The organism is Elusimicrobia bacterium HGW-Elusimicrobia-1 (genome assembly GCA_002841695.1).
In the GTDB taxonomy this organism is placed as follows: domain Bacteria; phylum Elusimicrobiota; class Endomicrobiia; order PHAN01; family PHAN01; genus PHAN01.
On the sequence record PHAN01000003.1, the window covers coordinates 97,880 to 111,544 of the forward strand.

13 protein-coding genes are annotated in these 13,665 nt (G+C 53.3%); 12 read left to right on the plus strand and 1 reads right to left on the minus strand.

Annotated elements, in window-relative coordinates; all coding sequences use genetic code 11:
• Positions 1-69: 69 nt before the first annotated feature.
• On the plus strand, positions 70-702 hold the full coding sequence (locus CVU77_02460; GenBank protein PKN01821.1) for a hypothetical protein: 633 nt from the start codon (positions 70-72) through the stop codon (positions 700-702).
• 168 nt (positions 703-870) lie between these two features.
• Positions 871-1,770 (plus strand): glycine--tRNA ligase subunit alpha, encoded by a 900-nt coding sequence (locus CVU77_02465; protein PKN01822.1) that lies wholly within the window; start codon positions 871-873, stop codon positions 1,768-1,770.
• 12 nt (positions 1,771-1,782) lie between these two features.
• Here the strand turns inward: CVU77_02465 and CVU77_02470 are convergent, their stop codons facing one another.
• Positions 1,783-2,211: a hypothetical protein gene (locus CVU77_02470; GenBank protein ID PKN01823.1), complete on the minus strand. Its 429-nt coding sequence runs from the start codon at positions 2,209-2,211 to the stop codon at positions 1,783-1,785.
• Between the two features lie 85 nt (positions 2,212-2,296).
• On the opposite strand from CVU77_02470, the gene CVU77_02475 reads away from it, so the two are divergent.
• The 10 genes from CVU77_02475 (at position 2,297) to CVU77_02520 (ending at position 13,620) form a co-directional block, all read left to right on the plus strand.
• Positions 2,297-2,932 (plus strand): dTMP kinase, encoded by a 636-nt coding sequence (locus tag CVU77_02475; GenBank protein PKN01824.1) that lies wholly within the window; start codon positions 2,297-2,299, stop codon positions 2,930-2,932.
• Entirely contained in the window at positions 2,929-3,816 is an 888-nt protein-coding gene (locus CVU77_02480; GenBank protein PKN01825.1) for a hypothetical protein, read from the plus strand. Before CVU77_02475 ends, CVU77_02480 begins: the two co-directional genes overlap by 4 nt.
• Before the next feature lie 6 nt (positions 3,817-3,822).
• A complete protein-coding gene (locus CVU77_02485) occupies positions 3,823-4,611 on the plus strand; it encodes a stage 0 sporulation protein (protein PKN01826.1) in 789 nt (262 codons plus the stop codon).
• A gap of 239 nt (positions 4,612-4,850) precedes the next feature.
• Complete coding sequence (locus CVU77_02490) at positions 4,851-6,380, plus strand: methionine--tRNA ligase (GenBank protein PKN01827.1); 1,530 nt, start codon at positions 4,851-4,853, stop codon at positions 6,378-6,380.
• A 163-nt stretch (positions 6,381-6,543) separates the two neighbouring features.
• Positions 6,544-8,832, plus strand: a complete 2,289-nt coding sequence (bamA, locus tag CVU77_02495; GenBank protein PKN01828.1) for an outer membrane protein assembly factor BamA — start codon at positions 6,544-6,546, stop codon at positions 8,830-8,832.
• A gap of 117 nt (positions 8,833-8,949) precedes the next feature.
• Positions 8,950-9,645, plus strand: a complete 696-nt coding sequence (locus tag CVU77_02500; GenBank protein PKN01829.1) for a hypothetical protein — start codon at positions 8,950-8,952, stop codon at positions 9,643-9,645.
• Positions 9,645-10,670, plus strand: coding sequence for a UDP-3-O-(3-hydroxymyristoyl)glucosamine N-acyltransferase (gene lpxD, locus CVU77_02505; GenBank protein PKN01830.1), 1,026 nt, complete (start codon positions 9,645-9,647; stop codon positions 10,668-10,670). The genes CVU77_02500 and lpxD overlap by 1 nt, the downstream gene beginning before the upstream one ends.
• The gene (locus CVU77_02510) at positions 10,667-11,974 is read left to right on the plus strand and encodes a UDP-3-O-[3-hydroxymyristoyl] N-acetylglucosamine deacetylase (GenBank protein ID PKN01831.1); all 1,308 of its coding nucleotides are present in this window, start codon (positions 10,667-10,669) and stop codon (positions 11,972-11,974) included. Before lpxD ends, CVU77_02510 begins: the two co-directional genes overlap by 4 nt.
• 9 nt (positions 11,975-11,983) lie before the next feature.
• Positions 11,984-12,784, plus strand: coding sequence for an acyl-[acyl-carrier-protein]--UDP-N-acetylglucosamine O-acyltransferase (locus CVU77_02515; protein ID PKN01832.1), 801 nt, complete (start codon positions 11,984-11,986; stop codon positions 12,782-12,784).
• Positions 12,781-13,620 (plus strand): DUF1009 domain-containing protein, encoded by an 840-nt coding sequence (locus CVU77_02520; GenBank protein ID PKN01833.1) that lies wholly within the window; start codon positions 12,781-12,783, stop codon positions 13,618-13,620. The genes CVU77_02515 and CVU77_02520 overlap by 4 nt, the downstream gene beginning before the upstream one ends.
• The last annotated feature ends 45 nt before the right edge of the window (positions 13,621-13,665 follow it).

Here is a 13,665-nt window from a genome sequence, read left to right on the forward strand (position 1 = left end):
CGGGGCAGTGGAATTTAGTAAAACGGGGTTTCAAAATTTCTTCCTTTGTAAAGGGAGATTAAAGCGTATATGTATATTTTTTTGGATGAATCCGGCGATTTGGGTTTTGATTTTAGCAAGGCCCATACAACAAGCCATTTGGTAATAACCGTATTGGTTGCGCGGGACAAAACGGGATTTGAAAGAGCTGTTAAAAGAACACTGAAGAATAAAGTAAATCGCCGTAGAAACAGCGTTAACGAGATAAAGGGTTCGGATACCGCGTTCGAAGTAAAAAAATATTTCTATAACACGCTCTTAAAATATGAAACTGATTTTGAGATTTACGCGGTGATATTGAATAAGAGGCGAGTTTACAAGTATTTATCTTCGGAGCCGGAGATGCTTTATGCCTTTCTTTCAAAGTTTCTTTTGGAAAAATGCCCCTTCGAGCAAGCTATAGACAGGATAATATTAACGATAGATAAAAGAAGCCGCAAACAGGGAGTGGAAAGTTTTAACAAATATCTCCTGAGTTATTTGAAAGCGCAATTGCCTAAGATAGACATATATCATAATCATTCGTACGCGAGCAAAGGTCTGCAAGCGGTTGATTTGTTCTGTTGGGGGGTTTTCAGAAAGTATGAACGGAAAGATGCGGAATGGTACGATATGTATAAAGATAAAATCAGATTCGAGACCATGTATCTACCACAGAAATAAAGAAGGAAGCGACCCCTTTTGAACGCTTCCCCGCGAATATTATCCAATCTTACGAAAGGGAACTTCGCGGGAATTCAAAAGGACTTACTCGCTTCCTCTTGACGCAGTATATAAGATTGCTTGCCGGCTTGTCAAGTCCGCCATGCTTCAATTTCAAGGAGACACAATATGACATTTCAGGAAATCATTATGGCTTTGGAGCGTTTCTGGGCGCGGCGCGGATGTGTTATATGGCAGCCCTACGACATTGAGAAAGGCGCGGGCACTTTCAATCCGGCGACGTTTTTAAAATGTCTGGGGCCGACGCCCTGGAAAGCGGCCTACGTGGAACCCTCGCGTCGTCCCGCCGACGGAAGATACGGAGAAAATCCCAACCGGCTGTGCCACTATTACCAGTATCAGGCAATTCTTAAGCCCGCCCCCGAAAACGCCCAGGGGCTGTATCTTGAATCTCTGGCGGCTATCGGATTGACGCCAAAAAAACACGACATAAGATTTGTGGAAGACGACTGGGAATCGCCCACTCTCGGCGCGTGGGGACTCGGATGGGAGGTCTGGCTCGACGGTATGGAAGTCACTCAATTTACCTATTTTCAGCAGATAGGCGGAATTACGCTTGATCCCATCTCTCTTGAAATAACCTACGGGCTGGAGCGTCTGGCGATGTTCGCGCAGGGAGTTTCCAGCGTCTACGACGTAAAATGGAACCGCGACTTGACGTACGGCGACATCCACAAGCGCGACGAATACCAGTTTTCCAAATATAACTTCCAAGAGGCCGACGTCGAAACGCTCCGGCAGGATTTCCAGAGGCACGAAGCCGAATGTCGCCGCCTCGTCGGTAAGGGACTTTTTCTTCCCGCCTATGATTTCGTCATGAAGGCCTCTCACGCCTTCAATCTGCTCGACGCCAGAGGCGCCATATCCGTATCGGAGCGCACCGCGTTCGTCGGACGTGTCAGGGGTCTTGCTAAGTCGGTAGCCGCCGCGTATGCGGAAGCCGAAGAGGCAAAAAAAATCCCCGGTTCGGAAAATCCCGGGGAAATACTTTCTGCTTCGGGCGTCTGATGCGTGTCGGCGTCAGGCCTGCTTGTTTTGCCCGGTCGCGTTCTTGGCTGCCGCCGCTCTCATTCTGTTCATCTCTTCTCTGGCGAAAGCCAGCACTTGTTTTACGGAGTGCTTGTCGTTGGCGTAGTCGTCGAACCTAACGCCGTAAACCCACGTGGGCGGCTGAGCGTGTCTGCGCATAACCTTGCCCGATAACGTGACTTTGTGCGCAGGCAGCGTGAATTCAAGAACCACTTCGTCGTCCACTTTGTATTCGGTGAAACATTCCACGGCCGCACCGCCGGAGCTGATGTCCACAACGGCAGCCCGCGCGTAGCGCTCTTCCTCGCTGCGGAAGCGCGCCGGAGCTATGGCCACCATTCCGTGTATCTTGAATCTTTCGGGTCTTTTGGCGAAGCCGTATCGCGCGCGAAGGTACGCGTCTTTGAGCCACTTTATCATGTTTTGAATTATATAAAATTTATGTTAAAATAACTCGCGCGAAAGACGGAAGTGAGCAAAATCACACCCGTCGCGCCTACCCCCGATGAGGAAGCATCTTTTTATCACTCTGGAAGGCCCCGAAGGTTCGGGCAAAACAACCCACGCAAAGCTTCTGAAAAATTACCTCGTAGAAGCGGGTTATTCCGTCGTGCACACCCGCGAGCCCGGCGGCAATCCGGTCGCCGAAGCCATAAGGCATATTCTTCTGTCGCCGGACAACCGCGTTCATCCCATGACGGAATTGCTTTTATACGAGGCGGCCCGCAATCAGCATACGCAGGACGTCATCATTCCGGCGCTCGGCGCCGACCGCGTCGTAATATGCGAGAGATACACGGACGCCACCGTCGCCTATCAGGGTTACGGCAGAGGCATCGATCTGGAAATTGTGGCTTCTCTTAACAGGATAGCCACCGACGGCATAAAGCCCGACCTTACGATATACCTCGACATTGACGCCGACGAAGGCCTTGCAAAGGCCCGTCGCAAGGATGATTTTGTCGACGGCGACAGAATGGAAAAAGAGTCGGTCGTATTTCACCGCAAGGTCAGACAGGGCTATCTTAAAAGCGCCCGCAGCGAATCCCGCCGAATAAAAGTAATCCCTGTTCAGCCGGACATCAACTCCACCCACAGAAGGATTCTCTCTGAGGTCCTCAAGGTTCTGAAAGCAAAATGAGTTTTGAAAACATAATCGGCCAAAAAAAAGCCGTGGAGATTCTCGGTAAGTACGCCGCGTCTTCTCCGCCGCAGGCGTTGCTTTTCACCGGCCCCGACGGCGTAGGACGGTCGGCCTCGGCGCTGGAGTTCGCGCGGGCGCTTAACTGCGAAAACGGCCACGCCTCAACGAGCGATTGCCAATGCCGTTCCTGCCGCGCCGTGGCCGACTTGAGCCATCCCGCGGTAATTTACGTCGACGACGAATATCAGTGGCAGATTCTTGGGCGCGATGTCAAAGAATTCAGCATCGACACTGTGCGGGCCATACAGAAAGCGCTTTCACTGAAGCTTTCGTACGGTCGCAAGGCGGTTGTAATAGTGACCGACGCCCAAAAACTTTCGGGCGAAGCGGCCAACTCTTTTTTGAAAACGCTCGAAGAACCGTCGTCCGCCGCGGTGCTTATATTGATTTGCCGCTCCAAGAAGGAAATGCCGCGAACAATCGTGTCGCGCTGTCAGTCGGTTTTTTTCGCGGCTTTGTCTGACGGAGACGTTGAGGGGATTCTTAAGCGGCTCCGTCCGGATTGCGCCTCCGCCGCCGCCATCGCGCGGGCTTCCGTGGGGTCGGTATCGAGGGCGCTTCTGTTTGAGGAAAAAGCCGACAGGTACAGAGAACTCAAAAAAAAGTTCGAGCGTCTGGAATTGGGCGAATTCAAGGACGAGGATCTCGGCGGATTTTTGGATTATATGGCCGCGGCTTTCCGCGCGGGTTTCACGTCGTCGCCGTCGGAGAATCTTTTCCGGATAGAGGCGCTTCACGACGCCCGCCGGCTTGCCGCCGAGGGCGTAAATAAAAATATGGTGCTTTCCAATCTGCACGCGCGGCTCCGCGCGTCCGGTTAAAATCATATGCCTCTTGCAATAGAAATATCCGTAAGAAAAAAACGCGACAAACTAAATTGCGACGCCGGCGAACACGACCTGTCTATCGGCGACAAAGTGCTGGTCGAATCCGAACACGGCCTTGAGACCGGAGTTGTCGTGCGCAAGGAAAGGTTCGTCGACAAAGACGTGCGCTCCGACGGCAAAGTCGTCCGGCGTCTCACAAAAGAAGATGAAAGCCGCCTGGCCGACAACCGCCGCAACGAATGCAGGGTGCTCAGATTGATAGCGCAAAAAATCGAGGACAGCGAGATAGAAATGCGCCTGAGCGCCATAGAATATAACTTCGACCGGAGCAAATTATTCGTTTATTATACCGCCGAGAGCAGGGTCGATTTCAGAGAATTCATCAAATCCTTGGGGCACACTCTAAAGACGCGCATACAAATGGTTCAGATAGGCGTAAGAGACGAATCCAAAATGTTGGGCGGTTTGGGCGTTTGCGGGCGTGTATTTTGCTGCGCCGGTCACATGAAGGGATTCGGTTCAATATCGATAGATATGGCCAAGCATCAGGACCTTACGCTCAATATGCAGAAACTCTCCGGTCATTGCGGACGCCTGTTGTGCTGCCTGGCGCACGAGGACAGGTTTTACGTCGAAGAAAAGAAAAAATATCCGAAGACCGGTATGCAGGCCGTGACCCCGGAGGGCCGCGCCGCGGTTCTTTCGTGCAATTATCTTACGGCCACGGTAACCGTGCGCCTTGCCGAGGGCGCGATAAAGACATTTAAACTCGCGGAAGTGAAATTTTAGAAAGAGAGTCAGTTGAAAAACCCTATTATTTGTCATTCTGGGTCCTTCGGCGGCGTCATTCTGAGTTCTTCGGCGGTGTCATTCTGGGTCCTTCGGCGGCGTCATTCTGAGCGTAGCGAAGAATCTCATAATGCCTCAGGATAAACTCCGCGAAGACATTTTCCGATGAGAAACGAGACCCTTCACTTTGTTCAGGGTGACATTGTGGACACTTTTTCAATTGACTCAAAGAATTATTTATGCCCGACAAAAAATACATAACCACGCCCATATACTACGTTAACGACAAGCCGCACATAGGCCACGCTTACACCACCGTCGCCGCCGACATCCTGGCGCGCTATTGGCGGCTTGAAGGCCGCGAGGTGCTGTTTCTTACCGGCACCGACGAACACGCCACCAAAATTCCCGCCGCCGCGAAGGCCGCCGGCAAAACACCCAAAGAATTCTGCGACGGCATGTCAGCCGAATTCAAAAACGCCTGGGGGCGGCTGGGCATAACTTTCGATCGCTTCATAAGAACGACCGACGCCGACCACATCGCCGCCGTGGGCGACATCCTGTCGCGCCTGCGCGCGGCCGGCCACATTTACAAAGGCGTTTACGAAGGACTTTACTGCTCGTCCTGCGAAAAGTTTCTGACGGAAACCGAACTCACGTCCGACGGCCTCTGTCCCGACCACGGCCGCAAACCCGAAAAATACAGCCAGGAAAATTATTTCTTCCGCCTCTCGGCTTTCCGCGACCGGCTTCTGGAACTTGTCGAGGACGCGGCGCTGCCCGACCATATCGAGATTCTGCCGGAGGAAAGACGCAACGAAATAATAGGCAAACTGAAGGTCGGCCTCGAAGACATCAGCATTTCCCGCGCCTCGACCGGATGGGGCGTGGCCATTCCGTTCGACCCCTCGCAGACGGCCTACGTTTGGGTCGACGCGCTGATAAACTACGCCACCGGAGCCGGATGGCCTTCCGCGCCCGATAAGTTCGCCAAGTGGTGGCCCGCCGACTGTCATCTGATGGCCAAGGACATTCTGTGGTTTCACTCGGTAATCTGGCCGGCGGTTCTCATCGGCGCGGGGCTTAAGCCGCCCCGCCGCGTATTCGCGCACGGTTTTTTCACGCTCGACGGAGCCAAAATGTCGAAGACGCGCGGAAACGTAATAGCCCCCGACGAACTCATAGAGCGCTACGGCGCGGACGCCGCAAGATATTTGCTGGTCACCCTTTTTCCTTTCGGCGTCGACGGAGATTTTTCCAAGAGCGAACTTGACCGCAGATACAATTCGGAGCTTGCCAACAATGCCGGGAACCTTCTTAACCGCGCCGCGACAATGTCGGAAAAATATTTCGACGCTGTCGTTCCTGCCGGCGCCGTCTCGAAACCTTTTGCGGATATGTTGTCGTCGAAAATTGCCCAATACCGCGCGGCGATGGACGTCGCGCGGCTCCATACCGCCGCCGCCGCCGCTCAGGCCATAGTCGACGAGGCGAATCGTCTTGTTCAGCGCGAGGAGCCGTGGACACTCTTTAAGCAAAAAGATACCCGCCTTGATACGGTAATGCGCGATCTTTTCGCGGCCATTTCGGCTGCCGCCGTCTGCCTCAGGCCGTTTATGCCCGCCGCGGCCGAAGCCATGTGGACGTCGTCGGGTTCGTCCATCGGCATAGATGAAGGAGCCCGCAGAATTTTCTCCCGGGATATGTCGGCCCTGTCCGCAGGCGGCAAGACCGTCAAGCCGCCCCTGCTTTTTCCGAGAGTGGAGTAGCGCGGTATCCGGCTTTTTGAAAGTATATTCATTAAATGATAAAATCGTCGTTTGTAACGATTGCCGTCCGAAAAATATCAGAATTGCCCGTGTTCGGGCGGCATTGCGCGATACGAAAATAAAGCGATATTTTTGAAGCGCGGCGAAAGGATAAGTGAGCATTATGAAAACTAAAATCAGAATACTCCCGTTGTCGATGTACATTGTTTTTGCGGCGGCTGCCGTTTTTGTATCCGCATCGCCGGTTTTGGCCGCTTCCAAAAAGGAAAATGCCCCGCGCATAGCCGCTGTAGTCGTCAACGGACTTTACAACGTAAGAGAGCGCTCAGTCATAGCCGAGATGAAATCCCGCCGCGGCGCCCTTTATGATCCCGCTAAAATCACCGCCGACATAGAGGCCCTGGCCGCGATGGGGCATTTCCAGAACGTCGAAATATCTTTCGACCCTGCCTATAATGTCGTTACCGTGGACGTAGTCGAAAAACCTTTTGTGCGGAAAGTGGAATTCCGCGGCAATAAGCGTTTCTCGCGCGGCCGGCTTCTCGACGAAATAACCGTAAAAGAAAAAGAATATCTCGATAAGCTCTCCGTAATGGAATCCGAAGCCAAGATTCTGACGCTTTACCGCGACGAAGGATACGCCGACTGCTCGGTTGAGACCATAACTTCCGTCGACGATGAAAACCGCGTAACCGTCAATTTTCTTGTTACCGAAGGCAACAAAATTCTCATCTCCGACGTTTTTATAAGAGGCACGAAAGTATTCAACGAGAAGAAAATAATCTCGCTGATGAAAACACGCCGCAAAAAGGTCTACAAGCAGGACGTTGTTGAAAACGACATAAAGGAAATCGAGAACTTTTACAAAAATCGCGGCTGGCAGGAGATAGCCGCGGGGCGTCCGGAAATAGTTTTCAACGAGGCGAGAACCGCGATGACGGTTCTTCTGATTATTTCGGAGGGCGTGCGTTACCGCGTCGGCGAGGTTACTTTCGAGGGCTATACGGCCGCCACTCAAAAAGAACTCAAAAAGCTGGTGGCGCTCAAAAAAGGCCGTTTCTACAACGACGAGAAATTCCAGGAAACACTTTCAAGCGTACAGCAACTCTATTCGGATAAAGGATACCTTCGCGCGCTTGCGCGCCCCGAGTTTGCCAAGGATAAAGAAACGGGCAAAATGGACATAGTATTTCATATCGACGAGGGTCCGGTTTTTTATCTCGGATACGTGGATGTTACGGGGTTGACCTATACGAAGGAAAAAGTCATCCGCCGCGAAGTGCTGCTCAAAGAGGGCGATGTCTTCCGGATGGGCACTCTGAGACGCAGCTTAGAAAAAATATACAATTTGGGTTTTCTGGAATTCGTCGAGCCCGAAATACGTCCGACCGCGCAGGATAACGTGGTCGATCTTGTAATAAATGTCGCGGAAGGAAAACCCGGGATTCTCACCGCGGGCGCGGGATACTCGTCGGTGGACAAGCTGGTCGGCACTCTTCAGGTTCAGCACATAAATCTGCTGGGACGCGCTCAGCGGCTCAACCTGATGTGGGAGTTCGGCGAGCGAAAGCAGAATTATGAAATATCGTGGACGGAGCCGTGGCTTTTGGACAGGCCCATGAGTTTTGGTTTTGATATTTTCAACACCGAACGCGCCAGAGAGTACGGAGCCATATACAGCGCTTACCGCGAACTAAGAAAAGGAGGCGCGCTCAGAGTTGGCCCGCGCCTTTCCGATTTGCTGTCGCTGCTTTTCTCGTACTCGTACGAAGAAATAGAAATATTCGACATCGCTTCGTCGGCGGCCGACCTTGGCATAACGCCGTCGAAGAGCGTTACTTCGAGTATTTCTTCGCAGATTATCAGAGATTCCAGAGACAACGTATTCGACGCCTCGCGCGGGTCGCGCAACTCGCTTAGCATTCAGTACGCGGGCGGCGTTATGGGCGGCGACGTTAATTTTGTAAAAACTATCGGCGCCACGTCGTGGCACTTTCTTACTTTCTGGAAGTTCGTGCTGTCCACCAACCTCAGAGTCGGATGGATCGGCGCCTTCGAGCCGTCGACGGGCGTGCCGATATACGAGAGGTTCTACGTGGGCGGCGCCGAAACCGTCAGAGGTTACAGATATCGCGGCGAGATCGGGCCCGATGAGGGCGGCCGCGCGATGATGGTGGCAAACATCGAATATAAATTCCCCATCATCCAGGAACGCAATCGCACCGTGCTGCAAGGCGCTTTTTTCTATGACATCGGAGGAGCGTGGAGGGAATTCGGCGATATCGATTACCGCGCGGGCACCGGAGAAAACGATTTGAAGAGCGGCGTGGGCTTTGGCATCAGATTCACCACGCCGGTGTTTCCCATACGTCTCGACTGGGGCTACGGACTCAACCAAAAAACGGGTGTGGATCCCAGTCAGTTCTATTTCACGATAGGACAAATTTTCTAAGCACATTGTCATTGCGAGGTCATCTCCCGCAGGGAGATGGCCGTGGCAATCTCACAATAAGCGAAATTGCTTTGTCAGTAGGGACAGGTCGCGACCTGTCCCTACAAAATCCTCGCAATGACAGAAGGTGAGAGCGAGGACAATGAGTTAATTATGAAAACATTTGTTTTTCGCGCTATAAGACATTTATTCACGGCGGCCGTATGCGGATTTTTTGTGTCTCCGGCCGTTGCTCTTGAAATACCGGTTTCCGCGGTTACGGACGGCAAAGCGATGCGCATCGCCTACGCCGATATGGAGCTTATTTATAACGTCTGTCCGCAAAAAGCCAGAGCCACAAAGGAATACCGCGACGCCAAAGACGCCTACGAAACGGCCATATCCTCGATTACCGCTGCCCTGGCCGTCAGGCGGGGCGATACGGAACGGCTGCAAAAGGAAATAGAAGAATACCGCCGCGGAACGTCCGCCGCGCCTGTGGACGTATCCACGGAAACTTTGCCGCCTGCCGCGGATAAAACCGCTTCCGCAAAGACGGTCGAAGCCGTATATGAAAAAGAGATCGCCAGAAAGGCGGCCGATACGGATATAACAAAACTTGAGGCGTCTTTGGATAAAGCGCGCGCGGAAATGGTATCGGGCATCTCGGATATCGAGAAAAATTGTTCGACGGACATACTTCAAACCATATACAAAGTTCTTGAACAGATAGCCGTCGAAGAAGAGCTTCTTGTGATAATCGACAAAAACTATATTCTTTACGCCCCCGAAGCGTACGATATTACTTCCAAAGTTATAGACCGGCTTAAATAATGAAAATAACCGCCGCCGAAATCGCAGCGCTCACCGACGGACGTGTCGAGGGCAAGTCATCCGCGGCAGTGTCGGCGGCCGCTCCCATAGAAGAAGCAGGGCCTTCCGACATCACATTTATAGCAAACCCCAAGTTCCGGAAGTGTATCGCCGCCACGCGGGCCGGAGTTATTTTGGCGTCCCGCAGCTACGATTTCAAAGACAAGACATTTGTAATCGTCAAAAATCCGACGGACGCCCTGGCCAAAGTTTTGTCGATATTCGCCGCGGACATATTTCCGTTGTCGACGCCCGGAATATCGTCCCGCGCTTCGGTATCGCCTTCGGCGCGTCTGGGCAAAGACGTCAGCGTGGGAGATTTTGCCGTCGTTTCCGACGGAGTCGTAGTCGGCGACCGGACTGTCATACATTCAGGATGCCGCCTGGGAGCTTCCGCGCATATCGGCGCCGATTGCGTTCTGCATCCTTCGGTAACCGTTTACGGCAGATGTGTACTTGGCGACAGAGTCATTGTGCACGCGGGCACCGTCATAGGTTCCGACGGTTTCGGGTACATCCCCACGGACGGTCTGCCTGTCAAGATTCCTCAGATCGGCATAGTTAAAATCGGAAACGACGTGGAAATCGGCGCCAACACGGCCATCGACAGAGCCACTATGGGCGCCACCGTCATAGGCGACGGCACAAAAATAGACAATCTCGTCCATATAGCCCATAACGTAAAAATCGGACGCAACTGTATGCTGGCCGGTCAGGTAGGTTTCGCGGGTTCCGTTGTTGTGGGCGACGGCGTAATGATGGCCGGTCAGGCGGGTATTAACGGACATATCGAGATAGGCGCCGGCGCCGTAATCGCGGGTCAGGCGGGTGTCATAGGCGATGTGCCGCCGGGCGTAACTGTTTCCGGATTTCCGGCCAGACCTCACGCCGGGATGATGCGTATATACGCTTTAATGGAAAAACTTCCCGAAATTTATGCGGCCGTCACCGAAAAAAAAACGGGCCGCGTCACCGGCAAAAAATGAATCAGGCCACGATATCAAAATCCTTCGCGCTCAAAGGCCCGGGTCTTCATACGGGCAAGAACACGAAAATAAATTTTAAGCCGGCTCCGGAAGGCACCGGCGTTGTTTTTGTAAGAGACGATCTGCCCGGCGCGCCCATGATACACGTGGAGTTTGCCAAGGTTCTTGGTGTTACGCGCGGCACTACCATCGGCACAAAAGAAGCGCGCGTTCATACGGTGGAACATATATTGTCGGCATTGTCCGCCATGGGAGTGGACAACGTTTTTGTGCATCTTACGGCTTCCGAGCCGCCGGTTCTCGACGGAAGCGCCAAGCCGTATGCCGAAGCCATTATGTCCGCCGGCCTCCAGCCGCAATCGGCTCCGAGAAATTATTTTGTGGTAACCAAACGCGTCGAATACGTTTCGGACGGGACCACAATCGTCGCGGAGCCGTCCGATGATTTCACACTGGATTGCTCCATAGTATACGACCATCCTCTCATAGGTTCGCAGCGGTTTTCATCCGTTGTAACACCCGGAAAATATCTTTCCGATATTGCGCCCGCGCGCACTTTCTGCCTGGATTATGAGATAGAGGCAATCCATTCCAAGGGCTACGGCAAGGGCGGCGACTTCACGAACACCGTCGTATTCAGTATGGATAAAGTCCACGCCCACGGCGGCCAGAGATTTTCCGACGAGCCGGTAAGACACAAGATGCTCGATATCATAGGCGATATGGGGATTCTGGGCAAGCCGCTCAAGGGTAAAATAACGTCGGTCAAATCCGGCCACCTTCACAACATAAATTTCCTTAAAAAACTGGTCGCCGAACACAGCGAAAATTCAACGGAGGAAAAGATGAGTCAGCCGGAAATCAAAATAGGAGAGTTGATAGGCGCCGTCGACATCCAAAAAATCATTCCGCACCGCTATCCTTTCCTGATGATAGACAAAGTCGTAGTCACGGAGGCCGCAAAAAAGGCCGTCGGATACAAATCCGTCAGCGGCAACGAGCCGTTTTTTCAGGGGCACTTCCCGGGCAATCCCATAATGCCGGGTGTTCTTATCGTCGAGGCGCTGGCTCAGACGTCCTGCGTGCTTTTACTTTCTCGTCCCGATTTGTCGGGGAAAGTGGCCTATTTTATGGGGATAGAACGCGCCAAATTCCGCAAGACGGTTTTGCCGGGAGATAATCTGGAACTGAAGATAGAAGTGCTAAAAGCCAAAGAGCGCGTGGGCCGCGTGAAAGGCGAGGCCTTTGTCGGCGCCGCGCTGGTTGCCGAGGCCGAGTTCACTTTTATTATCGTGGACAAATAGGAAAAAGATATGACTAAAATACATCCCACTGCCATTGTGGATAAAACCGCCGAGATAGATCCTTCGGTCACTGTAGGGCCTTATGCCATTATCGGCGCGGGCGTGTTTATAAATAAAAACACGACCGTGGGACATCACGCGTGGATTGAAAGCGCGCGCATCGGTTCCGATAACAGTATATATCCGTATGCCGTAATAGGGGCCGCGCCTCAAGACCTCAAACACGACGGAACCAAGACGGAAGTTCAAATCGGCAATGGCTGCGTGGTGAGGGAATTCGCCACTATACACCGCGCTACCAATCCCGCCGCGCCCACGCGCATAGGCGACAATTGTTTCCTTATGTCGGTAACGCACGTCGGGCACGATTGTCGGGTCGGCAACAATGTCATAATAGCAAACGGCACACAAATAGCCGGACACGTGGAAATCGCCGACGGCGTGGTAATGTCGGCTCTGGTGGGTATTCACCAGTTTGTCCGCATAGGCCGGCTCGTTATGATAGGCGGCGGCGCCATGGTTTCACAGGATATTCCGCCTTTCGTTCAGGCCCAGGGCGACAGAGCGCAGCTCGTCGGCCTGAATGTTGTCGGATTAAAGCGCAATCGCATAAAACCGGAATCCATTTCCGAGATAAAAAGCGCTTTCAGGAACATATTCATTTCCGGAATTCCCATGCAGGAAGCGCTTGACCAAATCGCGGCCGCGGAGCCCGTCTCCGAGGTCAGGGAACTCATTGAGTTTATACAGAAATCCAAACGGGGTGTTTGCCGCGCCCGTTTCAAAGAAGCATTGTCGGAGGATGAATGACCTCTCCGGCCCGCCCCGAAGTTTCGCCGCTGTCGCGCGGCGACAGAGTCGTTATTCTGGCGGGCGCCGGGGATTTTCCGCTGATTCTGGCGCGCGCTCTCAAAAAAAAGGGCTGCGTCGTTTCGGCGGTGGCTTTTCGCGGCGAGACGTCCGAGGCCATCACCGACGCGGCGGATTCCGTCGGCTGGGCGGAGGTCGGGTCGCTTGCCGCCGTAATCGGAGCCATACGGGAATCCAAATCCCCCAATCTTATTTTATCAGGCAAGATAGAGCATAAATATATATTCACCAAAAAACTCGACGCCGAGGCGGCCGCGTTATTTGCGTCGCGCCCCGACGCCCGCGCGGAAAATCTGCTCTATTCGCTGGCAGGAAAGTTCGCCGAAATGGGCGTGAGAGTTCTGCCGCAATCGTCGGCGCTCGAACATCTTCTGGCGCCCAAAGGATTTTTGAGCCGCCGCCGTCCTACGGAGGGCGAGTCGGCGGATGTGGAGCTCGGACGTAAAATCGCGTCGGCGCTGGCGAATCTTGACTGCGGTCAGACCGTCGCGGTAAAAAACGGAGTGGTCGTGGCTCTTGAGGGCGCCGAAGGCACCGACGAAACAATAAAACGCGCGGGCGCGCTCGCCGGACGCGGGATAGTCGTCGTAAAGATGTCGCGGCCCCGTCAGGATATGCGTTTCGACGTTCCGGTCGCCGGCCCTGACACGCTTAGAACGGCCCTCGCCGCCGGCGCGACGGTCGTCGCCGTGGAAGCGGGAAAAACACTGTTGCTGGATCCGGAAGCCATGAAGGCCTTCGCCGACGAAAATGACATGGCTTTCGTCGGAGTGTAAAAACTGTGGCCGACCAAGGTCGGCAACTACAATTATGAAAACGAA